At 53.4% G+C, this 26,391-nt stretch carries 19 protein-coding genes and 2 tRNA genes; 15 read left to right on the forward strand and 6 right to left on the reverse strand.

Features of this window, described 5'->3' with window-relative positions:
- Window positions 1-451: 451 nt before the first annotated feature.
- A complete protein-coding gene (gene yfbR / locus NST26_RS09770; protein ID WP_340954511.1) occupies window positions 452-1,096 on the reverse strand; it encodes a 5'-deoxynucleotidase in 645 nt (214 codons plus the stop codon).
- 104 nt (window positions 1,097-1,200) lie between these two features.
- On the opposite strand from yfbR, the gene NST26_RS09775 reads away from it, so the two are divergent.
- Window positions 1,201-2,904: a fumarate hydratase gene (locus NST26_RS09775; protein ID WP_340958106.1), complete on the forward strand. Its 1,704-nt coding sequence runs from the start codon at window positions 1,201-1,203 to the stop codon at window positions 2,902-2,904.
- Window positions 2,905-2,970: 66 nt separating this feature from the next.
- On the opposite strand, the gene NST26_RS09780 is transcribed toward NST26_RS09775, so the two are convergent.
- Window positions 2,971-3,921: a hypothetical protein gene (locus tag NST26_RS09780; protein WP_340958105.1), complete on the reverse strand. Its 951-nt coding sequence runs from the start codon at window positions 3,919-3,921 to the stop codon at window positions 2,971-2,973.
- Window positions 3,922-4,243: 322 nt separating this feature from the next.
- On the opposite strand from NST26_RS09780, the gene NST26_RS09785 reads away from it, so the two are divergent.
- The 11 genes from NST26_RS09785 to NST26_RS09835 all read left to right on the forward strand — a co-directional run bounded on the left by NST26_RS09785 (window position 4,244) and on the right by NST26_RS09835 (window position 22,335).
- The gene (locus tag NST26_RS09785) at window positions 4,244-7,255 is read left to right on the forward strand and encodes a carbohydrate binding domain-containing protein (protein WP_340954508.1); all 3,012 of its coding nucleotides are present in this window, start codon (window positions 4,244-4,246) and stop codon (window positions 7,253-7,255) included.
- Window positions 7,256-7,337: 82 nt separating this feature from the next.
- Complete coding sequence (locus NST26_RS09790; RefSeq protein WP_340954505.1) at window positions 7,338-11,663, forward strand: carbohydrate binding domain-containing protein; 4,326 nt, start codon at window positions 7,338-7,340, stop codon at window positions 11,661-11,663.
- Window positions 11,664-12,264: 601 nt separating this feature from the next.
- A complete protein-coding gene (gene pnpS, locus NST26_RS09795; protein WP_340954502.1) occupies window positions 12,265-14,058 on the forward strand; it encodes a two-component system histidine kinase PnpS in 1,794 nt (597 codons plus the stop codon).
- A gap of 128 nt (window positions 14,059-14,186) precedes the next feature.
- The gene (locus NST26_RS09800; RefSeq protein ID WP_076082862.1) at window positions 14,187-14,915 is read left to right on the forward strand and encodes a response regulator transcription factor; all 729 of its coding nucleotides are present in this window, start codon (window positions 14,187-14,189) and stop codon (window positions 14,913-14,915) included.
- Window positions 14,916-15,075: 160 nt separating this feature from the next.
- Window positions 15,076-15,831: a phosphate ABC transporter ATP-binding protein PstB gene (gene pstB / locus NST26_RS09805; RefSeq protein WP_036725565.1), complete on the forward strand. Its 756-nt coding sequence runs from the start codon at window positions 15,076-15,078 to the stop codon at window positions 15,829-15,831.
- Window positions 15,832-15,911: 80 nt separating this feature from the next.
- Complete coding sequence (gene phoU, locus NST26_RS09810) at window positions 15,912-16,571, forward strand: phosphate signaling complex protein PhoU (RefSeq protein ID WP_340954500.1); 660 nt, start codon at window positions 15,912-15,914, stop codon at window positions 16,569-16,571.
- A gap of 149 nt (window positions 16,572-16,720) precedes the next feature.
- The gene (gene polA / locus NST26_RS09815) at window positions 16,721-19,393 is read left to right on the forward strand and encodes a DNA polymerase I (protein ID WP_340954496.1); all 2,673 of its coding nucleotides are present in this window, start codon (window positions 16,721-16,723) and stop codon (window positions 19,391-19,393) included.
- A gap of 51 nt (window positions 19,394-19,444) precedes the next feature.
- A complete protein-coding gene (gene mutM, locus NST26_RS09820; protein ID WP_340958104.1) occupies window positions 19,445-20,287 on the forward strand; it encodes a DNA-formamidopyrimidine glycosylase in 843 nt (280 codons plus the stop codon).
- Between the two features lie 178 nt (window positions 20,288-20,465).
- Window positions 20,466-21,167, forward strand: coding sequence for a sporulation membrane protein YtaF (ytaF, locus tag NST26_RS09825; protein ID WP_036725560.1), 702 nt, complete (start codon window positions 20,466-20,468; stop codon window positions 21,165-21,167).
- Between the two features lie 9 nt (window positions 21,168-21,176).
- The gene (gene coaE, locus NST26_RS09830; protein ID WP_036725559.1) at window positions 21,177-21,773 is read left to right on the forward strand and encodes a dephospho-CoA kinase; all 597 of its coding nucleotides are present in this window, start codon (window positions 21,177-21,179) and stop codon (window positions 21,771-21,773) included.
- 4 nt (window positions 21,774-21,777) lie between these two features.
- Window positions 21,778-22,335, forward strand: a complete 558-nt coding sequence (locus NST26_RS09835; protein WP_340979073.1) for a lytic transglycosylase domain-containing protein — start codon at window positions 21,778-21,780, stop codon at window positions 22,333-22,335.
- A gap of 98 nt (window positions 22,336-22,433) precedes the next feature.
- On the opposite strand, the gene NST26_RS09840 is transcribed toward NST26_RS09835, so the two are convergent.
- Window positions 22,434-22,652, reverse strand: a complete 219-nt coding sequence (locus tag NST26_RS09840) for an alpha/beta-type small acid-soluble spore protein (RefSeq protein ID WP_036695868.1) — start codon at window positions 22,650-22,652, stop codon at window positions 22,434-22,436.
- Between the two features lie 165 nt (window positions 22,653-22,817).
- Between NST26_RS09840 and nrdR the strand changes: the two genes are divergently transcribed.
- The 3 genes from nrdR (at window position 22,818) to NST26_RS09855 (ending at window position 23,701) form a co-directional block, all read left to right on the forward strand.
- On the forward strand, window positions 22,818-23,291 hold the full coding sequence (gene nrdR, locus NST26_RS09845) for a transcriptional regulator NrdR (RefSeq protein ID WP_036725557.1): 474 nt from the start codon (window positions 22,818-22,820) through the stop codon (window positions 23,289-23,291).
- Window positions 23,292-23,543: 252 nt separating this feature from the next.
- Window positions 23,544-23,619, forward strand: a tRNA-Ala gene (locus NST26_RS09850).
- A gap of 9 nt (window positions 23,620-23,628) precedes the next feature.
- A tRNA-Lys gene (locus NST26_RS09855) sits at window positions 23,629-23,701 on the forward strand.
- Between the two features lie 355 nt (window positions 23,702-24,056).
- Here the strand turns inward: NST26_RS09855 and NST26_RS09860 are convergent.
- The 3 genes from NST26_RS09860 to NST26_RS09870 all read right to left on the reverse strand — a co-directional run bounded on the left by NST26_RS09860 (window position 24,057) and on the right by NST26_RS09870 (window position 26,125).
- Window positions 24,057-24,920 (reverse strand): IS3 family transposase, encoded by an 864-nt coding sequence (locus NST26_RS09860; protein WP_340979074.1) that lies wholly within the window; start codon window positions 24,918-24,920, stop codon window positions 24,057-24,059.
- A gap of 11 nt (window positions 24,921-24,931) precedes the next feature.
- Window positions 24,932-25,249: a transposase gene (locus NST26_RS09865; protein WP_036725045.1), complete on the reverse strand. Its 318-nt coding sequence runs from the start codon at window positions 25,247-25,249 to the stop codon at window positions 24,932-24,934.
- A 228-nt stretch (window positions 25,250-25,477) separates the two neighbouring features.
- Window positions 25,478-26,125, reverse strand: coding sequence for a transcriptional regulator (locus NST26_RS09870; protein ID WP_340954492.1), 648 nt, complete (start codon window positions 26,123-26,125; stop codon window positions 25,478-25,480).
- Between the last annotated feature and the right edge of the window lie 266 nt (window positions 26,126-26,391).

Genomic DNA, 26,391 nt, shown 5'->3' on the forward strand with positions numbered 1-26,391 from the left:
AACCGGATGTAATTTAAACTGATCAGGAAAAACGAATGAACTTAACTTGACTAGACTAAGCGAATCAACTTAAACTGACCAGACTAACCGTGTCTAACTTAAGCTGACTAGACTAACCGTGTCTAACTTAACCTGACCATATGCAAATAACCCGCTTCATGGCGGGTTATTTGCATTGTATAAGGGTTATAAGTTGCATGTGGGCCCAATGTAGGCGAAAAACCGAACACAATCCCTAGCGAGAAGGCTGGTGGACCCAATGTAGGCGAAAAACCGAACACAATCGCTAACGAGAAGGCTGGGTGGGGCCCAATATGTGCGAAAAACCGAACACAATTGGTGCGGAAGGAGAAAATGCGGGCCGTTTAAGAGAGGCATTCGCATAGCATTGTTAACACGTAAGTATATCAGCCAACGCTAGGAGCCAACATATACAAATGCTGTACTCTATTTACTCTATAGATTCAGGCTCTACGGCAGACTGTCCCTGACTCGCACTGGAAGACAGCTCGTCCAGCGACATTTCGAAGCCCGGAGCCATGTGTTTAAGGAAATATTCCATCTCAGGCATCTCCAGCACATGCAGCTTCGCGGCGGTCTGCTCCCTGGCAGCGGCGAATTCGCGGTTGCCTGCGGCGACCTCCCAGACGCATTTCAGGTAAGCGTCCAGCACATCCGCTGCCTTGACGTAGCGGAGCAGTCCGGCATCCTCGGAGCCGGGCGGGCTGGTGTGCGGCTGCAGGAGCGGCGCATAGACTGCGCTCAGCTCCGGCGGGATCATGGCCGCCAGCCGGTCGGCGGCCACCTGCTCCATCTCGCGGAAGCTGGACAGCAGACGCGAGTTGTCATGCTTCACCGGCGTAGCGATGTCGCCGGTGAAGACCTCGGTGGCGTCGTGGAACAGCGCCATTGTGGATGCGCGGTCGGCGTTCAGCGAGCAGCCGAAATGGGCATTGCCGATGGTGCACAGCATGTGCGCCAGCAGGGCGACCTGGAATGAATGCTGCGCCACGTTCTCCGGGGCGGTGCTGCGCATGAGGCTCCAGCGCTGGATATATTGCAGCCGGTAGAGATAGGCGGAGAAATGGTAGTTCAATTTTGAAGTAACCCCTTTCATGAGCAGCTTAATGTGCTATTATAGTAACTAATTGTACCAGAGTTAGGGCCGCTTGAACCAGATGGAGAGGAGACTGAATGAAGATGCAGCATTTTGAAGAGAGCATTTATAATTTGATTGTAGAGACCTCCACGAACCTGCCGGGAGATGTGCGCCGGGCAGTGGCCAGAGGGCGGGCGCTGGAAGACCGGGCGACACGCTCCGGACTGGCACTAACCACGATAGCGCAGAATATCGGGATGGCGGAGCAGCAAATATCACCGATCTGCCAGGATACGGGGATGCCGACTTTTATAATCCATACGCCGGTGGGCGTGAATCAGATAGAGATGAAGAAGGATATTCACAGCGCAATTATCCGCGCTACGAAGAACGGGAAGCTGCGGCCCAATTCCGTGGATTCGCTAACCGGCGAGAACAGCGGGGATAATCTGGGAGCAGGCACTCCGGTGATTCACTTCGAGCAGTGGGAGGAAGAGAGCATTGACGTCCGGCTGATCCTGAAGGGCGGCGGCTGCGAGAATAAGAACATCCAGTACAGCCTTCCGGCAGAGCTGGAGGGACTCGGCAAAGCCGGACGCGACCTCGACGGTATCCGCAAGTGCATCCTGCATTCCGTGTATCAGGCGCAGGGCCAGGGCTGTAGCGCAGGATTCATTGGTGTAGGCATCGGCGGTGACCGTACCACGGGCTATGAGCTGGCGAAGAAGCAGCTGTTCCGCAAGGTTGAGGATGTGAATCCTAATGAAGATTTGGGCAAGCTGGAGAATTACATTATGGAGAATGCCAATAAGCTCGGAATCGGCACGATGGGCTTCGGCGGTGAAGTGACGCTGCTGGGCTGCAAAATCGGGGTAATGAACCGGCTGCCTGCCAGCTTCTTTGTCTCTGTAGCCTATAACTGCTGGGCCTTCCGCCGCCAGGGCATTCTGGTTCATCCGGCTACTGGTGACATTCAGGATTGGCTGTATGAGAGCGGCACCGGGATATCTGTTGAGGGGGAAGCTGCACCGCAGCCGGTTGCTGAACCTGTGGGTGTAGCTGCGGCAGAACGGACAGCTTCCGGCGTGGTGCCAGAGGATGCTACGATTCCTGCGGCACCGGCTATTGTATCCGGGACGGGTGAAGCAGCTTCGGATGCAGCCGTTTCAGGGAATGGGGCAGGATCTGAACCGGCTGCGGCAGCTTCCGCTGGCTCAGGCGGCTCGCGCGAGATCCGCCTGAGCACACCGATCAGCGAGGAGGATATCCGCAGCCTGCGCGTCGGCGATGTGGTGATCCTCTCTGGCGAGATGCACACCGGCCGCGATGCCCTGCACAAATACCTCATGGATCATGACACCCCTGTCGATCTGAACGGTGCCGTCATCTATCACTGTGGCCCGGTCATGCTGAAGGATGATGAAGGCTGGCATGTGAAGGCGGCTGGCCCGACGACCAGTATCCGCGAGGAGCCGTATCAGGGCGATATTATTAAGAAGTTCGGCATCCGCGCTGTAATCGGCAAAGGCGGTATGGGACCCAAGACCCTCAAAGCCTTAGGGGAGCACGGCGCCGTCTACCTCAATGCAATCGGCGGTGCGGCGCAGTATTACGCAGAATGTATCAAGAAGGTCAACGCCGTAGACTTCATGGAATTCGGTATTCCTGAGGCGATGTGGCATCTGCAGGTGGACGGCTTCGCAGCGATCGTGACCATGGATGCGCACGGCAACAGCCTCCATGCCGATGTCGAAAAGGATTCCGCCGCCAAGCTGGCCCAGTTCCGCGAGCCGGTGTTTAAGTAACAGGACCTCAAACAAAGAAACAGCGTCAGCCATGGACGAGAGTAATGTCCATAGACTGACGCTGTTTTATTGAATTAGCGTATACCGGAATTTTTCAATATACGACTCTTTCTTGTGCTCTACACGCTGCAAATGGTCATAGAAGCTATGGGTGAATTTAAACACGTGACCATAATCCCAATCCTGCCCGCTATAGTCCTTTTGCCAAAACTTAATGTCGGTCGGCAATACGTCCGCACGCTCAGCCGGCTTCAGGGGCAAATGATCGACAGGTGAAACCAGCTTGATGGGTTCTCCAGGTACAAGGTTACGGCTGTGGCGCAGAACTGTAATCAATTTCATTAAAGGCGGTAACCCTCTTTGGAAAAAGGAGACATGGCCAAGGTCATACAGGATGTTTAACGCGTGGGAGAAAGTCAGCATATGACCGATCAGATCATGATGTGCTTCTGCCCGGTAAATGACAGGGAAATGAGCTAATTCTTCCAGCACAAGCAAAGAAAGCTCGCCGGGCGTCGAGATGACCGGAAAGCCGTCCTCGTCTGTAACCTCCATCCTCTTCACCTCGGAAGCAGAGAAGCCAATCCATGACCGCCCCGGAATTGTCCGCTCAAACGAGCGGATAAGATCGGTTATTCCTGCAAGATCCTCCGTACTTCCCCAGCCTTTAAGTTCGTGGATGGAGAGCAGACACGATGCGCTGTAAATCACATTATGACCGACCCAGTGTAACTCATCAACCGTTGCATCGAGGGCCTCAAGTATGGCAGTTACAGCCAGCTGCTCGTCACAGCCGGTACGATGTTGTATACCGTTCTCCCCAATTATCCTTTGGATCATTGCTTCGGTCTGCAAAGCTACAAGTCGGGCAAGCTCTGGTGCCGGATTATTCGTTTTAATAAAAAAATAACTGCCAATAGCGGCAGCACCAAAGTGAGCCTGCCAGATATCCCCTGTGTCTTTTTTACATGAAGAGATGATTCTTAATCCGTCCCGCAGAATAGATGGGCTCATTATAATATCGCTCCCCTTATATTGCAGCATTTTTATTTATCAGTCTAACACTATATTTTCTGGAGGCAACCGGTTCCTGAAAAGCACCTGCAGCTATTCGGCTGTGCCGAATAATATTTTTTTCAAGTTTTGCAGAGTCGGCAGCCCCTATAGGATGCGGCTTGTGGAAGTTATAAATTATATGTCTTGACAGCGCATACATGGACATGTTAATTTTTAGTGGGGAAACCGGTTTCCCTATATTAGAAAGATTGAAATTATTGACGGCAGCTTATTCGTTACTGAAAGTGTATTGCATTCGGTTTACATGAGAGGGAGATGAGGAATGAAAAGAAAACGTAACCGCTTGCTTGTTCCCGTTCTAATCGCATCCATTGTACTGTCCATCACGATGAGTCTGTTTGTTGTACCGCCTTCTAAGGCGGAGGCTGCGAGTATTGGCACCGTAACCGAGAATGACACGATTTATCAGATTATGGTTGACCGCTTCCATGACGGTGATTCTTCCAATAATGCAACAGGCGCGGCTATCCGCTACGGGGAGAACTCCGAGGAGGACTTCCGTTATATGAAGGGCGGGGACTGGCAGGGGGTCATTGACAAGCTCCCGTATATTCACAATATGGGCTATACCGCAATCTGGATCTCACCGGTAGCCGAGCCGCAGATGACTAACCGTGAGAACAACGGTACCGGCAAGAACACGGCCTACCACGGCTACAATGTCAAAGATCCGAACAAGGCGAACCCTTACTTCGGCACCAAAGAAAAGCTGAAAGAACTTGTAGACTCCGCACATGCGCTCGGGATTAAGGTGATCATTGATGTCGTGCCTAATCACATCGGCGATTATATGCTGGGCACACAGGCGTATTATGATATCCCGACATTGCAGCCTGCGGCTCCGTTCAATAATCCGGCCTGGTACCATCACAATGGGGACATTAACTGGTCACTTGCCGATGGACGGTACGATCAGTGGGCCCAGGATTATCTGGAGAATCATGATCTGGGTGGTCTGGATGATATCGACTTTGATGTTCCTGCCGCCAAGCAGGCCATCTTCAGCTCGATCAAGGGCTGGTTTGACTATACGGGAGCAGACGGCGCCCGTGTCGATGCGGCCAAGCTGATGAAGCCGACCGATATCGGCGAGCTGCAAAATTTGCTGGGCGTGAACACTTTTGGGGAGAATTTCGACGGCAATGCCGAATTCGTCTCCCGCTGGGTCGGTACCAATAAGGAGTGGGGGATGCTCGACTTCCCGTTGTTCTTCTCCGTGCTGAACAGCTTCGCGTACGGGCAGTCTTTTGACGCAAATATTAAAGGCACCCTGGCTCAAGACTCCTACTACGGCGGCAACACCAACCATATGGTTACCTTCATCGACAATCATGACCGCAACCGCTTCTTGACCGAGGCCGGGGGCAGTGTTGAGAAGCTGCAGAATGCTTTGTCCTTTATCTTCACCGTGCGCGGAACGCCTGTGGTCTTCCAGGGAACGGAGCAGAACAAGGGCAATGGCAACGGGCAGATCATGACGGGCGGCATCGCGGATACGTGGAACCGCTGGTCGATGGTGAAGCGGGATGCAAGCGGCAATGTGCTGGAGAATTATTTCAATGAGAATGCCAGCACCTTCAAGCATGTAGCCAAGCTCAATGAGATCCGCAAAAACAACCCGGCCCTGCGCACCGGCACCCAGCGCGAAATGTGGTCGGCACAGAACCTGTACGCATTCTCCCGTCGGATTGACAGCGGAACGAATGTCGGCCAGGAGGTCATCTCCGCATTCAGTAATGCATCCGGCGGATCACAGACGGTAACGCTGCCGCTGCGCGCCGAGAGCACACTAACCGCAGGTACGGTTCTGGTGAACCAGTTGAACCCCTCCGATACTGTGACCGTGCAGGCGGGCGGTGTTACCGGTAAGCAAATTACAGTTACTCTAAGTGCCAATTCGGCCAAAATCTACTCCAAAACACAGCCGGTAACCGATACGCAAGCACCAAGTGTTCCGGGAAATGTAACAGCAACCGTACAGAATGCCTCCAGCGCGCTGGTGTCCTGGTCAGCTTCCACCGATAATGTCGGGGTGAGCGGGTACGAAATCTACCGCAATGGAGTGAAGATCGGGACTTCGGCTACGACCTCTTTTACCGATAACGGACTTGTAGGCAGCACTAATTATTCTTATACGGTAAAAGCGTATGATGCCGCCATGAATCTGTCGGCCTTCAGCGCAGCCGCTCTGATCGTTACCCCTGCCGGTAACAGTGTGACAATCTACTACAAGCAGGGTTACACCAATCCGTACATTCATTACCGCCCAGTGGGCGGGACTTGGACGACATCTCCGGGTGTGGCTATTCCAGCCGCTGAGGTAGCGGGCTATAACAAAATCACCATTAACATCGGCGCAGCCACCCAGCTCGAAGCCTGCTTCAATAACGGCAGCGGCACCTGGGACAGCAATGGTAGCAGTAATTATCTGTTCGGCACCGGTACCTGGACCTATACGCCTACAGGCAATATCCAGGCAGGCGGTCCGGTAACGCCAACGGCAACGCCGACGGCTACACCAACCGTAGCACCAACAGCGACACCAACCCTGACGCCTACGGTGGCACCAACCGTAGCACCGACTGCTACACCAACCGTAGCACCGAGTGCAACACCAACAGCATCACCGACCGTAGCGCCAACGGCGACACCTGTGCCAACCGCCACTCCGGCGGGCAACACTGCGACGATCTATTACAAGAATACAGCCTTCAGTAATTCGTATATCCATTACAAGCTGGATGGGGCGACAACCTGGACGACTTCACCGGGTGTGCAGATGCAGGCCTCTACTTTCAGTGGCTACAAAGCCATTACCATTCCGCTTGGCAGCGCCACAGGCCTAACCGCAGCCTTTAATAACGGCAGCGGGACCTGGGATAACAATGGCGGGAATAACTATCATTTTGGCACCGGCAGTTCCAGTCTGGTTGGGGGAAGCTTGACCTCCGGGGAACCGCAGGCAGACAGCATAACCTTCCGGGTTAGCGTACCGGGATCCACTCCGGCGAATGCTCCGGTCTATCTGACGGGTTCGTTCAACAGCTGGAATGCGGCAGATGCAGCCTATCTGCTGACCCGTGGCAGTGACGGCGTCTATTCCATCACCTTGAACCTTCCGGAAGGCAGCGCCGTGACGTATAAGCTGACGCGCGGAAGCTGGGGTACGGTAGAGACCGCGTCCAGCGGGGCGGACATTGCGAACCGGACGCTCACACCGGCAGGCGGAGCACAGACAGTGACACTAAGCGTGCAGCGCTGGAAGGATCAGTAAGCCGCTTGAGGGGGCGGGGGATGGATGTCCGCCGCCCCCGTTTTTTTGACGAAGAATGAACCCGATAAGAAGGAGTTGAACCATGACCAAGACCTCCAGGTCCCTGCGCAAGATTACAGCCCTGCTCCTGGGCGGGCTTCTGAGCGTTCCGGCATTAGTGTCCCCTGTCTCGGCAGAGATTGCCGCTACGCATGTCTACCATAATCATATGCCGAATTTCTGGGCTTACTATGACTTGAACACTTACAATTCCACTCCTGTAGGCAGTCCGATCCGCTATACCTACGATGGTGAAGTGATCCAACTGAAGCAGAATCCGCCCGCTGGATATCCCTATTATCTGCCGAATGGATCTCCCATGCCCCATGATGATCTGGTCTCTTACTATTCCCATCACGCCAAGACGGGCGCGTATTTAACCTGGCCCTGGAGTGTGGCGAACACGCTGCACAGCAATCATCCCCAGGCGCAGATGCATGTTACTATGTCGGGGTCCGTGGTGAACAATGTGAACAGTATTATTCAACAAGGAAATGTAAGCGGATACAATAATCCGGCCTGGGGAACCCCGTGGAAGAATGCCGTAAATCAGCTTCGGACCACAGGCGGCGACAACATGCTCGACCTGATCCATTTCTCCGGACACCATTCGATGGGACCGCTGGTCGGCAATGACTATTTGCTCAAGGATATGATTTATCATGGAGCCACGATGGCTCAGCCTTATTTCCTGGGCAGCAGCTACAAGTCGTCTAAGGGATTTTTTCCGACAGAGCTGGGGTTCTCAGAGCGGATGATCCCGGTGCTGAACAAGCTTGGCATCCAGTGGTCCGTGATCGGCAACAACCATTTCTCCCGCACCCTTAAGGATTATCCGCTGCTGGACAGTCCGGGCACAGATACGATGATCTCACCGCCCAACCGCAGCGATCTGCAGAATGTCAGTACAGCCGGAGCCTGGGTGAGTGAGCCGATGTTCAATGAGCAGCAGGTGGTCTATAATAAATATCCTTTTGCCTCAACGGCCCATTGGGTCCGTTATGTGGACCCGGCAACCGGGGCAGAATCGAGAGTGGTCGGCGTGCCTGTCGCCCAGGCGCAGTCCTGGGAAGAAGGGTATCTGGGCCAGGTAAAAGCAGATGCGCTTAAGCCGTATGAGAATCTGGTTGCGCAGAAGCAGATTTTTGTCGTGGCCCATGACGGGGATAATTCTTCAGGCCGGGCCGGCTCCGAGGAGACCTGGCGCAATGCCGGGAATGTTACCTATGCCAGCAGCGGCGTGACCGGTATGGGGATCGATGAGTATCTGCGCAGCAATACACCGGCCGCATCCGATGTGGTCCATGTGCAGGACGGCTCCTGGATCGATACCCGGGATTCGTCGTCTGATCCGACCTGGTACCATTGGCATTTGCCGTTTGGGATCTGGAAAGGCCAGTTCGCGGCCTTCAATCAGGTGAATGGGACTGCTTACGCCCCGAAGAAGAATCTGGCGGGTGTCGAGGAAGGCATGACGGTATCCTTCGAGAAGGGCTATCATTATCTGGAGCGTAATTTCGCACTGTTACAGGCTTCCCTGAACTATGCCAAGACCGCTGAGCAGATCTGGCTGGAGGAGCACCCGAATTATTGGAAGCCTGCGAACCCGCTGGACCGTGAGGTGACCTACGAAGGCAATCAATTGAATCCGTGGATGCTCTCCTATCCTGTGAAGGGCAACACGGCGAATGACTATGCTGGAGGTGCCAATCCTGCTGAGCTGGCCTGGTATTTCCTGCTGCCTGCGATGGATTCGGGATTCGGCTATTACGATGAGAATGTGGATGACAGCGTGAAGCCGGCATTGTCCTTCAATCAATCGTTATACTTCTCCAAGCCCTATGTATCGCAAAAGCTGGCCAAAGACAAAACCGGCCCCTCCGTCTGGTGGCCCCAGCGTTACCCGTACAATCCGGGCAGCGCCAATGTCAGCAAGGCAGAGGGCTGGACCCTGCAGCATTACAATAATGCTTTTGCCATCTATACGTATGCGTTCGACACCAGCGGAATCAGCGAGATCAAGGTGAAGGTCCGGGCACACCGTGATAAGACGGCAGACGCAGCGGATAATACCTTCAAAGTATATGATCCCGCAGGTCTGGCCGCAGCCGGAGTACCTGGTATTGACCCTGCCAAGGTTGGCGCGTGGACGGAATACCCGATGAATGTCCGCGACCTGAGCGCCGATATTAACGGTGTTGACTGGCAGCCAAGCAGCAAGACGATTATGCAGAAGGTTCCGGCCACGGATATCGGGAATCTGTATTTCTCCTACATCTCCGATTACCGCGATCAGCTATTGGACTACTACATTGAAGCCAAGGATGCTAAAGGCAATGTGACCAAAAGTGATATCCAGCAGGTCTATGTCGGTGCCGGCAAATATAAGCTGGCGAACGGCAAATATACGGAGAGCATGCAAGGTACTATTGAAGGGACGCATCCGTTCATCACAGATGTGCCCGCTGTCCCGGATACTGAAGCTCCGGCTGTTCCAGGCAATGTTCAGGCCACAGTGGTTAATGCTTCTTCTATCGGGCTGACCTGGAATGCCGCTTCAGATAATATTCGTGTTACCGGCTATGAGCTCTACCGCAATGGCATCAAAATCGGAACAACAGCTTCCACCTCATATACAGACAGTGGCTTGTCGGCCAGTACAACATATGAATACAGAGTTAAAGCCTATGATGCCTCCGGCAATCTCTCCGGCTTCAGTGCCGCAGCAACTGCTACCACACCGGCGGGCAATAATGTAACGATCTATTATAAGCAGGGTTACACCAATCCGTACATTCATTACCGTCCAGTGGGCGGGACTTGGACGACAGCCCCAGGCGTAGCGATTCCGGCCGCTGAGGTAGCAGGCTATCACAAAATCACCATTAACATCGGCGCAGCTACCCAGCTCGAAGCCTGCTTCAACAATGGCAGCGGCACCTGGGACAGTAACGGGGGCAGCAATTATCTGTTCGGCACCGGCACCTGGACCTACACCGGCTCTGGCAAAATCCAGCCGGGCGGTCCTGCTGCGCCAACTGCATCGCCGAGTGTAGCTCCGACGGTTACACCGACCGTGGCTCCTACGGTGGCACCAACCGTAGCACCGACTGCTACACCAACTGTAGCGCCGACCGCAACACCGACAACAGTACCAACTGCGACCCCGACGACCCAGCCGAGTGCTACGCCAACGGTGGCACCGACAGTTAAACCAAGTGCAACGCCTATTGCAACTCCAAAAGCTACACCAACTGTAGCGCCGACCGCAACACCGACGGTAGCTCCGAGTGCAACACCAACCATAGCGCCAACGGCGACACCTGTGCCAACCGCCACACCGGCGGGCAACACCGCGACCATCTATTACAAGAATACGGCATTCAGTAACTCATACATTCATTACAAGCTGGATGGGGCGACCACCTGGACGACTTCACCGGGTGTGCAGATGCAGGCCTCTACTTTCAGTGGCTACAAAGCCATTACCATCCCGCTTGGCAGCGCCACAGGTCTAACCGCAGCCTTTAATAACGGCAGCGGGACCTGGGATAACAATGGCGGGAATAACTATCATTTTGGCACCGGCAGTTCCAGTCTGGTCGGGGGAAGCTTGACCTCCGGGGAACCGCAGGCGGATAGCGTAACCTTCCGGGTTAACGTACCAGGTTCGACTCCGGCGAATGCTCCGGTCTATCTGACGGGTTCGTTCAACAGCTGGAATGCGGCAGATGTAGCCTATCTGCTGACCCGTGGCAGTGACGGCGTCTATTCCATCACCTTGAATCTTCCGGCAGGCAGCGCCGTGACGTATAAGCTGGGGCACAGTAGAGACCGCATCCAGCGGTGCAGATATTGCGAACCGGACGCTCACGACGTCAGGCGGGTCGCAGACGGTCACACTGACCGTGCAGCGCTGGAAGGATCAGTAGCGCATGTAAGTAACAAAACGGGGCCGCCCTTTCTAAGTGGTGTAGTATGCCAATTAGGAAGGGCGTTTTCTGGTTGGAGAGGTGTGCGTGCCAAATGTAATCGAAAAACCGATCACAATGCGAAGGTTGGGAGTGCACGTGCCAAATGTAATCGGAAAACCGATCACAATGCGCAGGTTGGGAGTGCACGTACCAAATGTAATCGGAAAACCGATCACAATGCGCAGGTTGGGAGTGCACGTGCCAAATGTAATCGAAAAACCGATCACAATGCGCAGGTGCGAGGTATGCGGGCCAAATATAGGCGAAAAACCGAACATAATGGGCAGTGGCGAGGTGTGCGGGCCGAATGTATGCGGAAAACCGAACACAATGTGCACGTGCTGGGTCTGCGGGCTAAATGTGTGCGGAAAACCGAATACAATGCGCATTGGTGAGGTGTGCGAGCCGAATGTATGCGGAAAACCGAACACAATGTTTAGCGGCGAGGTACGCGGGCCGATTGTATTCGGAAAACCGAATACATTGTATAGGAGCAAGGGTGAGCGTGCTGGATGTGTGCGAGGGTCTGAGGTTTACAGGGTTTTCCTGTATCTCCCACCACTTAAACAGCGCAGCGGGCGGACTGACCCGCGGAGAAGCGGTAGCGTTCGCCTTTGTGTCCGGATTTTCACCGATCAGGTAAAAATAATAAAAATCTGGACACAACAGCGATCGGAACAACAGTCCGTTTGCGGAGCGTCCATTATAGATCCCACAGCGCTCCATCCTCGGCCCAGGCTCTTGGATCTCAGACAGCGCTCCATCCTCGGCCCAGGCTCTTGGATCTCAGACAGCGCTCCATCCTCGGCCCAGGCTCTTGGATCTCAGACAGCGCTCCATCCTCGGCCCAGGCTCTTGGATCTTAGACAACGCTCCTCCCTCGCCCCCCGCACATTTTACACCCCGTTGATAATCGCCGCCGGAACTGGTATTTTGCCGAAAATGCAGGTAGAGTGTTCTCATGGACATAAACACGAGGGAAGAGGACCGCCGCAGATGAAACCATTCCGCATTCGACTTACCATCATACTTATGGCACTGATAGGAATATCAATGACCGGGGCCGGGATCACCATGGCTCAGCTGTTCAAGGATTCGCATATTTCCGTGCTGGAAGAGAACATGTCCCGGGAAATAAAGCTGCTCTCCGGCACCTTCTCATTCATGGATACCAGCAGCCCGGATGCCCTGAACTACTATACAGAACAGGCAGAGAGGATATCCATCTTGACCGGATCACGTGTCACCTTCATTACGAAGCAAGGCCGGGTCATTGGGGACTCGGAGAAGAATCCGCGTGATATGGACAACCACTCTACCCGCGAAGAGGAGCTGCTGGCCGCGAAGGAAGGGATTGGCCGGGCGATCCGTTACAGCGATACATTAGACCGTGAAATGATGTATGTGGCGGGTTCCGTGTCCTCCGATCAGGGCTTTGACGGGTATATCCGGCTGTCGATGGGGCTCGATACCGTATCCGAAGGACTGAACCGGGCGTGGATGATCATGGCAGGGGGGCTGGTGCTGCTGTTCATTGCCGCAACCTTGGTGAGCTACAAGGTGGCTTCCAGTATGACCTCACCGCTGGAGCAGATCACCAGAGTGGCGCGGCGGATTACCGATCTCGATTACGATGCCCGGGTGCCCATGAAGCGCAAGGATGAGATCGGCCAGCTGGCTACAGCCATCAACGCGATGGCCGACAGTCTCCAGGCCCAGCTGAAGACCATCCGCGACAATGAGGACCTGCTGCAGAGCGTACTCGACAATATGACCGGCGGGATCGTGATGATTAACGCTGAAGGGGAGATTGCCCTGCTTAACCGGGCCGCCGAACGGCTGCTCGATGTGAAGCACAGCGAGATGACCGGACATTCCTACAAGGAGATTAAGCATCATTATGAGCTTACCCGGCTAATTGATGATGGGGTGTCCGCAGGTGAACCTATTCACGAGGAGCGCAGCATCTATAATCCGGTGGAGCGGATTGTGCGTCTGGATGGGGTGCCGATGATTCAGGACGGCTGTTCTCGGGGCATGCTGTTCCTGCTTCAGGAGGTTACAGAGATCCGCAGGCTCGAGAAAATGCGCAGCGAATTCGTCGCCAATGTCTCCCACGAGCTGAAGACCCCTGTCGCTGCGGTAAAAGGCTTCGCCGAGACCCTCCTCGGCGGTGGCGTTACAGATGAGAAGACGGCGCGTTCGTTCCTGCAGATTATTTACGATGAGAATGAACGGCTGAACCGCCTGATCGGCGACATCCTGGAGCTGTCCAAAATCGAATCCAAACGCGTTCAGCTGGAATGCTCCCCGGTTCATCTGATCGAATTCTTCGACTCCGTACTGGAAACGCTCAGTAAGGTTGCGGAGAAGAAGAAGATTACACTTAGCTCGGATGTGCCTGCGGAGCTATTCATTGAGGGAGATGAAGACAAGCTGCGCCAGATCTTCATGAATCTGCTCTCCAATGCGATCAACTACACCCAGGACGGGGGGAATGTCAGAGTCACCGCAGTGAGCATCCAGAAGAAGGATGGCACCGAGAGCGTACGCTTTACAGTCAGTGATACGGGGATGGGGATTCCGCGCAAGGATCTGCCCCGGATCTTTGAACGCTTTTACCGGGTGGACAAAGCCCGCTCCAGAAGCTCCGGCGGAACCGGCCTCGGTCTATCCATCGTGAAGCATCTGGTTGAGCTGCACCGCGGGTCAATTAACGTTGAGAGCGATCTGGGCATCGGCAGCTCGTTCATCCTTGAACTGCCGCTGCTGCAGGAAGAGAATCTATAACCCTGCGGATCATAACGGATCAATAGAGAATAAATTTATGATTTTACACCAAGTTAACATTGTGGTGCTATGATGTGCATGTGTGCAGTTTTGTAAAATTAATAACCTATGAAAAGACGGGGGAACCTATGGCACAACGATTGCTTGTCATTGAAGACGAACCGACACTGGCCCGGCTGCTGTCTTATAACCTGACACAGGAAGGCTACGAGGTGACGGTGGAGGATCATGGAACGGCAGGATATGACCGTGCGACTAGAGAACCTTTTGACTTGATCGTACTGGATCTGATGCTGCCCGGCATGAACGGCATTGACATTCTGGATAAATTGCGTGGACAAGGCATCCGCACACCGGTTATAGTGCTGACGGCCAAGAATGCGGAAGAGGATGTCGTCCGCGGGCTGAAGTCCGGGGCGGATGACTATATTACGAAGCCCTTCGGCGTATCCGAGCTGCTGGCGCGGGTCAGCGCTGTACTGCGGCGGATCTCCGGTATTGCCGAAGAAGCTCCGCCCGAGACGGCGGTGTCTGCATCGACGATTATTCTCGGACAGCTGGAGATCTACCCTGAGCGTTATGAAGTCTCGCTGGGCGGACAGAGCATCAATCTGCGGCCGAAGGAATTTGAAGTCCTGCTGTATCTGGCCCGCAAGCCGGGCGTTGTCCTGACACGGGATGATCTGATGAATGCGGTCTGGGGCTTCGACTATATCGGAGGCCAGCGTACCGTCGATGTGCATGTCAGTTCCCTGCGCAAGAAGCTGGAGCTTGACCCTGAATCCGTGCATATTGATTCCATCCGCGGCGTGGGCTACAAGCTGGTTGTCAACAAGAAGAGAACACCAGTCATTTAACATGACGGTGTTCTTTTCTCACAAGATAAGCATCTTCTCCTCCGGCATTGTCTAACTGTACAAGGATTTTTACACTGCGTTAACAATTCTCTGGAGCTCTATTTACACTGAAAGCTTATCATGGGGAACGAAGATGATGAGAAGGAGACAACAGAAACTAATGAAATCCATCATTGACATAGAGAAGCTAGATCTCTACTATGAGTCATTCCATGCCCTGAAGAAGGTGGATTTGCAGATTCCGGAGAAGCAGGTGACTGCGTTTATCGGACCCTCCGGCTGCGGGAAATCCACATTGCTGCGTACCCTTAACCGTATGAACGACATGATTCCCGGAACACGTATTGAAGGTAAAGTGAATATCGGCGGCAAAAACATCTACAGCGACGAGATTGAAGTGGAGAGTCTGCGCAAGCAGGTGGGGATGGTGTTCCAGCAGCCCAATCCTTTTCCCAAGTCGATCTATGATAACGTGGCTTATGGCCCGCGTCTGCACGGTGTGAAGAGCAAAGCCGAGCTGGATGTCCTGGTAGAGCAAAGTCTGCGCCAGTCTGCACTCTGGGAGGAAGTGAAGGATTTCCTCAAAAAGTCGGCCTTAAGTCTGTCCGGAGGCCAGCAGCAGCGTCTCTGTATTGCCAGAGCCCTTGCCGTACAGCCGGATATTCTGCTGATGGATGAGGCGACTTCAGCGCTAGACCCGGTGTCCACACTCAAGATTGAGGAGCTGGTCCAGGAGCTGCGGGATAAGTATACGATTGTAATGGTCACGCATAATATGCATCAGGCCGCCCGGGTATCGGGACGCACTGTATTTTTCCTGAACGGTGTTATTGTGGAGGCTGCGGACACGGAGCTGCTGTTCTCGAACCCTAAGGATTCCCGCACAGAAGACTATATTTCTGGCCGCTTCGGCTAAGAATGGCTGCTTCGTAAGTCTTAGGTTCACTCTTGTTCACCCGATATGACCAAATGTTTGTGAGGAGGATCACTTTCGATATGATTCGCAGAAAAGAATTCGATAAAGATCTGGAAGAACTGCGCTCTCTGCTGCAGCAGATGGGCGAGCATGTAACGGATGCACTCGACGGTGCGGTACTGGCCCTACAGACCCTTGATACGGTACGGGCGCAGGAGATTGTCAAAGCGGACCTGCGGCTGAACGCCATGGAAGACCGGATTATGGAGATCGGCTCACGGCTGATCATCACCCAGCAGCCGGTGGCGAAGGACCTGCGCCGCATTATTGTAGCCTTCAAAATCTCCAGCGATCTGGAGCGTATGGGCGATCTGGCACTGGATGTAGCCAAGGTAACGATGCGCATCCAGGGACAGCAGCTGATTAAGCCGCTTGTGGATATTCCGCGCATGGCTGAGCTTGTTACGATCATGACCACGGAGGCTATTCAGTCTTATCTGGACGAGAATACGGATCTGGCCTACAAAATGGCGCAGGATGACGATCAGGTCGATGGTCTGTACAGCGCGATGATTAACGAACTGTACACTTATATGGTTCAGAGGCCTGAGACAGTGAATCAGGCGATGCTGCTCACACTGGTTGGCCGTTACATTGAGCGGATTGCCGATCATGCCACGAATATTGGCGAGAGTGTAGTGTATCTGGTTACAGGTAAACGTCCGGATTTGAACCAATAACAGTATAGACTGCCAGAGGCAAGCCTTCATTCCGGGGGCTTGTTTTTTATTTTGGCATAAAGCGGCGATTCGTGGCAGAGCCATTTCGTCTTGGTGCGGAGCATATGTTACTATGTAAGGAGAAAGCAAGAAAAAGGCGAGGTGCTAGTGTGGACAAGCTGATACTCATTGATGGAAATAATATCATTTACCGGGCGTTCTTCGCCATGCCGCCGCTGACGAATACAGCGGGACAGCAGACGAATGCGGTATACGGTTTCACGACGATGCTGCTGCGTCTGCTGGAGGAGCATAAACCGACACATATGATTGTAGCCTTCGACGCGGGGAAGATTACCTTCCGGCATGAAGGCTATGAGGATTATAAGGGCGGGCGTCAGAAGACCCCGCCGGAGCTGTCCGAGCAGTTCCCGCTGCTCAAGGAACTGCTGAAGGGTCTGGGAGTTCCGCAGTTCGAGATTGCAGGCTACGAGGCCGACGATATTATCGGCACCATCTCCAGGGAAGCGGATGCCGCCGGCCGTCAGGTGATGATTGTGTCCGGGGATAAGGATATGCTGCAGCTGGCTTCCGAGCATACCACCATAGCGCTGGTGCGCAAGGGAGTTACGGAAGTGGAACTTTACGGACCTAAGCAGATCCGTGACAAATATGATCTCACCCCAGAGCAGATCATTGATCTGAAGGGGCTGATGGGCGATGCCAGCGATAATATTCCCGGGGTGCCGGGAGTCGGGGAGAAGACAGCGCTTAAGCTGCTCCAGCAGTTCGGATCGGTGGAGGGCGTGCTGGCCGGAACCGGTGAGCTGAAGGGCAAGATGAAAGAGAAGCTGGAAGAGCATGCGGACAGCGCCATCATGAGCAAAAAGTTGGCGACGATCTACCGCGAGGTTCCGCTTGAGCATACGTGGGAGGATATGGTCTTCAGCGGGATTAACACGGACACGGCTGGGCCGGCGCTCGCCAAGCTGGAATTCCGCTCGCTGCTGGAGCGCCTGTCGCTGAGCGCCTATTCACATGCGGCGGACGGCAGCCTGACGGGTTCCCCCGTGGTGGAAGCCGCAGAGCTTAATATTACAATTGTTGACGAAGCCGGAATAGAGAAGCTGGTTCAGGCACTGCCGGGCATCTCCGCCCTGCATGTGGAATCTAACGGGGAGAACCCGCACCGTGCCGAAGTGATCGGTCTCGGGCTGTCTTCGCCGGAGCAGCATTACTTTGTGTCTTTTGCCTTGCTGAAGAGTAAGGCGGCAGCACCCCTGCGGGACTGGCTCGGTGACGAGCAGGCGCCGAAGAGCGGGTATGATCTGCACCGTGCCGATCTGGCGCTGCATTGGCAGGGGATTGCTTTTGCCGGAGCCGCTAACGATGTTCAGCTGGCCGCCTACCTGCTGGACCCGACCGAAGCCAGCCAGAATCTGAATGACCTGACCACGAAATACGGCCTACCCCGCTTGTCGCCGGATGAGGATGTCTTCGGCAAAGGGGCCAAATATAGAATTCCTGAGCTTAAGATTCTCGGTGAGCATGTCGCCCGTAAGAGTGCGACTGTGCTTGGCATTGTACAGAAGCAGCAGGAGGAGCTGGACAAGACGGACATGACCGGTCTGTTCCAGGACCTGGAGATGCCGCTGTCACGGATTCTCGCCGATATGGAGAAGCAGGGCATTGCTGTTAACAAGGATGATCTCGTCCAGCTCGGCAGGGAATTTGAAGCCCAGATCTCCCGGCTGGTCACTGAGATCTACTCCGCTTGCGGAACCGAATTCAATCTTAATTCTCCGAAGCAGCTGGGCGAGGTTCTGTTCGTGAAGCTCGGTCTGCCGGTCGTGAAGAAGACGAAGACCGGGTATTCGACGGATGCCGAGGTACTGGAAAAGCTTGCGCCTTATCATGACGCTGTGCGCCTGATTCTGCAATACCGTACCATTGCCAAGCTGCAATCCACGTATGTGGAAGGCCTGATGAAGGAAATCTCGCCGGAGACCGGCAAGGTACACACCTTTTACCGGCAGACGATTGCGGCCACGGGCCGGCTCAGCAGCCAGTTCCCGAACCTGCAGAACATTCCAATCCGGCTCGAAGAGGGCCGCAAGATCCGTAAGGTATTCGTGCCCTCCGAGCCGGGCTGGTCGATTCTGGCGGCGGATTACTCGCAGATCGAGCTGCGTGTGCTGGCGCATATCTCAGGTGATGAGCGGATGAAGGAAGCTTTTGTCGAGGATATGGATATTCATACTAAGACCGCCATGGACGTATTCGGCGTCCCTGCGGAGAGTGTGGACAGTAATATGCGCCGCTCCGCCAAAGCAGTTAACTTCGGGATTGTCTACGGCATCAGCGATTACGGCCTGTCGCAGAACCTGAACATCCCGCGCAAGGAAGCGGCCAGGTTCATTGAGCAGTATTTCGAGGTGTTCCAAGGTGTGCGCCGTTACATGGATGATATCGTAGTCGAGGCCCGTAAGCAGGGGTATGTTACTACTCTGCTGGAACGCCGCCGTTATCTGCCGGAGATCAATGCGAAGAACTTCAATCTGCGGTCCTTCGCAGAACGTACGGCGATGAATACGCCGATTCAGGGAACCGCTGCGGATATTATCAAGCTGGCCATGGTTCATATGGACAAGGCGCTGCATGAGCGCGGCCTGAAGAGCCGGATGCTGCTCCAGGTACACGATGAGTTAGTATTCGAGGTGCCGGAGGAGGAGCTGGAGCAAATGAAGCAGCTTCTGCCCGAGGTGATGGCCGGAGCGCTGCAGCTGTCTGTTCCGCTGAAGGCAGAGGTAAGTTATGGCAGCAACTGGTACGAAGCGAAATAGGCTCCCCGCACATGGCAGATATCCGGTATAATGGAGTGGAGGTGAGCCATGATGCCGGAATTGCCGGAAGTCGAAACAGTCAGAAGAACACTTAATGAGTTAATTACAGGCAAGCAGATAGAGCATGTCACCGTCCGGCTGCCGCGGATCATTCAGCGCCCGGATGATATTCAGGTCTTTGCCCATATGCTGGCAGGCCATACAGTGGTAACGGTTGAGCGCAGAGGCAAGTTCCTGCGTTTCGTATTTGACGGGCTGGTGATGGTCTCCCATCTGCGGATGGAGGGCCGTTACGGGGTGTACCGTGAGGGCGAGCTGCTGGACAAGCATACGCATGTTATTTTCCATTTCACAGATGGGACGGAGCTGCGTTATACGGATGTGCGCCAGTTCGGGACGATGCATCTATTCCAGCCGGGAGAGGATCTGCAGCTGAAGCCGCTGAACAAGCTGGGGCAGGAGCCGCTGGATGCCGATTTCACGCTGGAACGGTTCAAGGAGATTGTCGTTAAGCGGAGCACCAAGATCAAGCCGCTGCTGCTCAATCAGGAATATATAGTAGGTATCGGCAATATTTATGTAGATGAGTCCCTGCACCGTGCAGGCATCCACCCGGAGGAGACCGCGAAGTCCCTCTCGGAGGATCAGCTGGCCAGACTGCATCATGCTATTGTCGCAACACTGACGGAAGCAGTGAATGCCGGAGGCTCCTCCGTGAAGTCATATGTCAACGGCCAGGGAGAGAGCGGGAGCTACCAGGATCAGCACAAGATCTACGGACGCAAGGATCAGCCGTGTGCCACCTGCGGCACGCTGATTGAGAAGAGTGTGGTCGGCGGACGGGGAACGCATTATTGTCCCAGCTGCCAGCCGGTACCTGTACTGATTCTGTAATATTTATTTAGAGTCAGCGCCGCATTTACAGCCCGTTTCCAGGCAAGTTACATCTGAGTTATAACCGTTATGTATAAAGGCAGGCACTTCCTGCCCGTCCCGCCCATATAATGTGTGAAGATTGCTGATTATGGCGAAACGGAGCTCCGGCTCCGGTTCTTCACGGGAGGGATTGCGGGTGCTTAGCCCATTGTTGTCACTGCTGTTGCTTGCGTTTGCGCTTAGTCTGGATGGATTTGGTGTAGGCATTACATATGGACTGCGTAAAATGAAAATTCCCCTGCTCTCCATTATCATTATCTCGCTCTGTTCAGGGGTCGTCATTTATGGTTCTATGCAGGTCGGCGTGCTGCTGGCAAAGGTAGTCTCCCCGAATGCCGCTTCCAGTGTCGGAGCGGTTATTCTCGTCTTAATGGGCTGTTGGTCCCTGTTCCAGATGCTGACACAGAAGGAGAAGGAGCAGGAAGAGGCTGCGCCCGGGCAGGAGATCAGGAGGGAGACGGCTGCTGCCGCACAGAGTGCTGAGGCAGAGCTGAAGCCGGCTGTATTCTCGCTGGAGCTTCGCCATCTGGGCGTGGTTATACAGATTCTCCGCACGCCGTCTTCCGCTGATATGGATGCCTCGGGAAGCATCTCCTCCATGGAAGCCATGATCCTGGGGATCGCGTTGTCGCTGGATGCCTTCGGTGCCGGCCTCGGTGCGGCACTACTCGGATTCAGCCCGTGGTCCACCTCGCTGATGATCGCTGTATTCAGCGGGACCTTTTTGCTGATGGGAATGAAGACAGGACTGAGATTATCAGGCAGCTACTGGATGAAGCATGCCGCTGCGCTGCCCGCGATATTATTAATTGTAATGGGTATAATGAAGTTATTATGAGGTGAGTACATGATTATAGGCTTAACCGGAGGCATCGCTTCGGGAAAAAGCACCGTGTCTGCACTGTTTGTCCGCAAGGGAGCTGCACTGGTGGATGCCGATGTCATCGCCAGAGAGGTGATGCTCCCCGGGCACCCGGTGCTGGCGGCGGCGGTGGAGGCTTTTGGAGACCGCATTCTGCTGCCTGACGGTTCGCTGGACCGGGCAGGTCTTGGCGAGATTGTCTTCCGGGACCCGGAGGCGCTCAAGACACTGAATAACCTGACCCATCCGGCAATCCGCAGGGAGATTAAGGACAGAATGTATGCGCTTGAACAAGAGAATCCGCAGCGGCTCGTCATTGTGGACATTCCGCTGCTCTACGAATCAGAGCTGGATTCCTTGTTCGATCAGATTATTGTGGTCTATGTTCCGAGGAGGGTGCAGCTAGCCCGCCTCATGGAGCGCAGCGGAATGAAGCTGGAACAGGCTGAGGACCGGCTGAGGTCGCAGATGGATATTGAACTGAAGCGCAGGAAAGCGACATTTGTGATCGACAATAGCGGTGATCCTGAGTCTGCCGAGCTTCAGGTTGCCCGTCTGTGGGACAGGCTGGGTCTGATATGATGAAGTGGCTGCGCAAAAAAGAGTCCTGCTGCTGCTGTTCATCGGCTTCACCGCGATCCTGTTTCTTGGCTCCAACTGGATGTCATGGTTTTATCCCATTTATTTTAAAGCAGAGATCCGCCAGCACAGCCAGACGTATGAGATGGACCCATTCCTGGTGGCGTCCATCATCCGTGTGGAGACCAATTATAAGACTGGCCGCGAATCCAAAAAAGGCGCACTGGGGCTCATGCAGCTCATGCCGGATACCGCCAAGTGGGCGCTCGAAAAGGCCAAGCTCCCCGACGTGTCGCTGGAGCGGCTGAAGGAAGAGCCCTCCTCCAATATTGAACTGGGCACCTGGTATTTGTCTACGCTGTCCAAGCAGTTCGACGGCAACCGTATAGCGGTCATAGCCGCCTATAATGCCGGACCTGGTAAGGTGCAGAGCTGGTTGGATGAAGGGCAATGGGACGGAACAGAAGCCTCTGTGAAGGACATTCCGTTCGGTGAGACCCGTCACTACGTACAGCGTGTAATTTATTATTATGATCAATACACCGAGCTCTATAGTGAGTTCTAGGGTGCTTGTTACTTCTGCTGCTGTTATGTAAAAGAAGCATCAAACGGCCGGAGGCCGTTCGATACTTCTTAGGCAAGCTTATGTCGTGTGGGCAGGTATTATTTGTACTGACCTGCCAGTTGCTGTTCAGCCAGGGTTACAAGACGTTTAGTGATGTAACCACCGATCGAACCGTTTTCGTAAGAAGTTTTATTGCCTTGGTATCCGTCTGGGGAGAGGGTGATACCTAGTTCCTGGGCAACTTCATATTTCAGTTGTTCCAAGGCACCGCGTGAGTTTGGAGCTACCAGGTTATTGGAGTTGTTATTTTGGCTCATTGCTGTTCACCTCCTATCGGTTGGTAACTGTATTATGTGCCGGACATGTCAGATTCATAACAACAAATAAACGGTGTTTTCTGGAAATTAAATGATGCCCGCATAGCCCTTGTGTATCAAGGGACGGGGCCTGACCATTCTAATGATGAGGAAGTGAAGAAGCTTATGAAATGTCCTTACTGCGACCACACCAATACCAAAGTCCTGGACTCGCGCCCTGCCAACGAGAATAAGTCCATTCGCCGCAGGCGGGAATGCGAACTGTGCAGCCGCCGTTTCACCACCTTCGAGATGATTGAAGAGACCCCCCTGATTGTGATCAAAAAAGGCGGCAGCCGTGAAGAGTTCAGCCGTGACAAAATCCTCCGCGGCCTGATCCGTGCCTGCGAGAAGCGTCCGGTCCCTGTAGAGCGCCTGGAGGTCATCGTATCTGAGGTGGAGAAAAGCCTGCGCGGCATCGCTCTCGCCGAGATCGAGAGCCGCCAGATCGGCGAGCTGGTCATGGAGCAGCTCTACCCTGTCGACGAGGTAGCCTACGTCCGCTTCGCGTCCGTGTACCGCCAGTTCAAGGACATCAACATGTTCATGAAGGAACTGAAGGGACTGCTGTCCAAGACTGAGGAGCTGGACGGGCTGTAAGCTTCGCCGTTTAGAAGTGAAGGATTCGATTGGGGTAGTGGGGCTGGCCTTGAGGTTGAGAGGTCAGTTCCCGGGTGGAGCGTCTTGTATCAAAATTAATTTCGGAAAAGTGTTGACACTGAAAGCAGATTTCTGTATTATATAGAAGTCGCCTACGAAACACATTGATGAATAAGCGACTTGAGCTTCTCGCTCAGATCAGATTGTAGAATACATAATGTAATTCTAAATTGGCAAAATTGTAAAAAATATGGGGCCATAGCTCAGCTGGGAGAGCGCATCGCTGGCAGCGATGAGGTCAGGGGTTCGATCCCCCTTGGCTCCACCAATTTCATACGGACTCTTAGCTCAGTTGGTAGAGCAGTAGACTCTTAATCTATTTGTCCAGGGTTCGAGCCCCTGAGAGTCCATCACATGAAGAACGGCAGAGATGCCGTTCTTTTGCTGTTTCATGGAATATGGGTGATTAAGTAGGGGAACAGCAAGGGCTTGAGGTCCATTCCCGAACCTTGAACCCCGAACCCGACCCCGCCCCCGAACCCGAACCCCCGAACCCAAACTGCGAAATATGGTTTCCATCGAGTTCCTTCGGTTCTAGATGTGTCTAAAGGATTGCTACGGACCCCACAGCCCTTATTTTCTCTATTCAGTATAATTGAAAGGGCTAACGGACCGTATCGCGCTTAAGGCCTCTTCACCATCCAAATATGAGATGAAATCTAATAAATAGCGCCATCTGTGGACTTCTGTCAAGAAAGTAGACTGTTACGCAACGGATTTTTTAGTGAATTGCTTAGCAAAGCGGGCGGGGGAAAGATACCCCAGTGAGCTGTGCATTCGCTTGCGATTGTAATAGAACTCAATGTATTGGAAAATAGCATCATATGCCTGTTCCGGGTTTTTGAAGCGCGGATTACAGTAGATGAGCTCTTTCTTTAAAATACTGTGCCAAGACTCAATGCAGGCGTTATCGTAACAGTTTCCTTTACGGCTCATGCTGGATTTCATGTGGTATGTCTTTAGTTGGTCGACATATTCTTTTGAGGTATATTGAGACCCTCGGTCAGAGTGGTGCAGTAGGCCCTCGCCGGGTCGCTTCGCCGTGTACGCCGCCTGCAGCGCGTCTAAGACCAGGCTCGTCTCCATATGGTTATACAGCCGCCACCCTACAATTTCTCGCGTGCATAGATCCATGACGCTAGCTAGGTATAAGCGACCTCCACGACAAGGGATATACGTGATGTCGGTGACCCATACGGTGTTGGGCTTAAGCACCTTAAACTCTTGGTTCAGTGTGTTTGGTGCAATGGGATTATTATGCTTGGAATCGGTCGTCTGCACACGGTATGGCTTAGATACAATAGAGCGGAGCTTCATTTCTCGCATGTACACACTCACTGTGCGTTCCGTGACCGTATAGCCTTCCTGATGCAGCAGGCGGGTGATCTTCGGACTTCCATACCGTTTTTGATGGTCGTCAAAATGGTACCGGATTCGCTCCATAACGGCAGCCTTGCGGAGGGCTTGCACACTGACTTTGGCGTTCAGCCACTTGTAATATCCGCTCCTGGATACCTGTAGGGTACTGCACATCTTCTCCAAGCGAAACGCGGAGCGATGGTCCTTCATGAACTGGAATCTTAGTTCCTTGGTTTGCTGAAGATGTGCACTGCTTTTTTTACGATTGCTAATTCTTCCTCTGTATCGGCAAGTCGACTGTCTTTCTCTTGGAGCTGACGGCGCATCTCTTGGAGCTCGGCTTCGAGTTCCCGTACCCGATCCATACTGGCTACCGGTTCATTCTTTAGCTCCCGGTATTGCCCCATCCACTGGTGCAGCGTACTTTTCGGAATGTCCAGCTCTTGCGCGATGTCCCCTATGCTCTTCGTCTGCTCTTGAATGAACTTTACCGTTTGCTTCTTATATTCTTCGTTATACCGTTGTCGTTTTTCTCCCATAGGGATGCACCTCCGTTGCCCTTATTATCCCTCCGTCCGTTAACTGTCGTCTACTTTCAATTCTAATCCCACTGAGTCCGTAAGCTTGGTAAAATTGTGCTTTTTGTAGAAATAGGTGCGTCTCGGTCCGTTACAGCTGATTGATACCTCTACTTCTTCACGCTCACAGCCACGGAATTCAAGTGTTTTTACCATATCAGCTTTATAATTCATGCTCCTAAACATACGTTAAACTCTAAGCTGATATGTCCGATAACGCTGCTGTCCTCCGGCCACATCCAGTAACTGTTGTTCGACCAAATGATGCAGAATTCGTCTGGAGTGCCTATCCGTTACCCTGAGATGCTTAGCAAGCTCGAAAGGTGTGAATGCCCTGAGCAGACGTCTTGCGTAACGAAGGGTCTCCGCTTCCAGCCAAGTTAATGTGGAAGAAACATCCGTCGCAATGAATTTGCCGATAAAAGACAACACCAACTGCTGACATTGCTTGGGTTCTTCGATAATTGAAGGATAAGCGATAGGAAGAAAAGTCCAACTATCAAGGGCCAGTAAGCAATGCCGGCGGCATAGATCCTTGAAGCGTCTGACATCCAGATCTCTGGCGTGAGGTCCATAGCCTTGAATCTCAATCCCGCCTTTTGCACCTCCAGGCATATAAGCCAAGTCCAGATAGCGGTACCCGTTATTGAAATCACGCACTTCCCATTCTGGAAACAAATGATCGAAATTGCCGATTGCCGGAAACCATACCTTGCGGAGAAATTCAACTGTTCCGTGGCCTAATCCTTTGCCAAGTAACTCCTTGCGCCTGTGGTTGCTCTCATTCTTAAGATTGCTAACTAACCATTCCTCGTACTGCTGCTCAAATCGCGGCATCCGTACTCCTCCTCGAACGCTCAACTTAGTATTTATTTTTCCCGCAAAAAAGCCGCCTCAATACTCAACCCTCTCCAAGAATCTAACTCGGAAGGGGCAGAGCATTAAAAGCGGCGTGTGCTTCACAACCTATGTTTCTTATTATAGCGCTACAAATCCAGGAATCAATAAGTAGTTACAGAGGTTCTAATCGTGCAGTATACTATAGAGGATTTATATTTTTGTTTTCTTTTATTTATTGTTTGCATGTATATTATCCTTAAATC

Origin of the sequence: Paenibacillus sp. FSL R7-0128 (genome assembly GCF_038002245.1) — a bacterium.
Taxonomy (GTDB): domain Bacteria; phylum Bacillota; class Bacilli; order Paenibacillales; family Paenibacillaceae; genus Paenibacillus_AQ; species Paenibacillus_AQ silagei.

Coding starts and splice junctions, on each gene's coding strand:
- coaE (WP_036725559.1), top strand. CDS start 21,177: ATGATTATAGGCTTAACCGGAGGCATCGCTTCGGGAAAAAGCACCGTG.
- NST26_RS09865 (WP_036725045.1), bottom strand. CDS start 25,249: ATGGGAGAAAAACGACAACGGTATAACGAAGAATATAAGAAGCAAACG.
- NST26_RS09860 (WP_340979074.1), bottom strand. CDS start 24,920: ATGAAGGACCATCGCTCCGCGTTTCGCTTGGAGAAGATGTGCAGTACC.
- nrdR (WP_036725557.1), top strand. CDS start 22,818: ATGAAATGTCCTTACTGCGACCACACCAATACCAAAGTCCTGGACTCG.
- pstB (WP_036725565.1), top strand. CDS start 15,076: ATGAAATCCATCATTGACATAGAGAAGCTAGATCTCTACTATGAGTCA.
- NST26_RS09800 (WP_076082862.1), top strand. CDS start 14,187: ATGGCACAACGATTGCTTGTCATTGAAGACGAACCGACACTGGCCCGG.
- NST26_RS09840 (WP_036695868.1), bottom strand. CDS start 22,652: ATGAGCCAAAATAACAACTCCAATAACCTGGTAGCTCCAAACTCACGC.
- NST26_RS09785 (WP_340954508.1), top strand. CDS start 4,244: ATGAAAAGAAAACGTAACCGCTTGCTTGTTCCCGTTCTAATCGCATCC.
- NST26_RS09870 (WP_340954492.1), bottom strand. CDS start 26,125: ATGCCGCGATTTGAGCAGCAGTACGAGGAATGGTTAGTTAGCAATCTT.
- mutM (WP_340958104.1), top strand. CDS start 19,445: ATGCCGGAATTGCCGGAAGTCGAAACAGTCAGAAGAACACTTAATGAG.
- phoU (WP_340954500.1), top strand. CDS start 15,912: ATGATTCGCAGAAAAGAATTCGATAAAGATCTGGAAGAACTGCGCTCT.
- NST26_RS09790 (WP_340954505.1), top strand. CDS start 7,338: ATGACCAAGACCTCCAGGTCCCTGCGCAAGATTACAGCCCTGCTCCTG.
- pnpS (WP_340954502.1), top strand. CDS start 12,265: ATGAAACCATTCCGCATTCGACTTACCATCATACTTATGGCACTGATA.
- NST26_RS09775 (WP_340958106.1), top strand. CDS start 1,201: ATGCAGCATTTTGAAGAGAGCATTTATAATTTGATTGTAGAGACCTCC.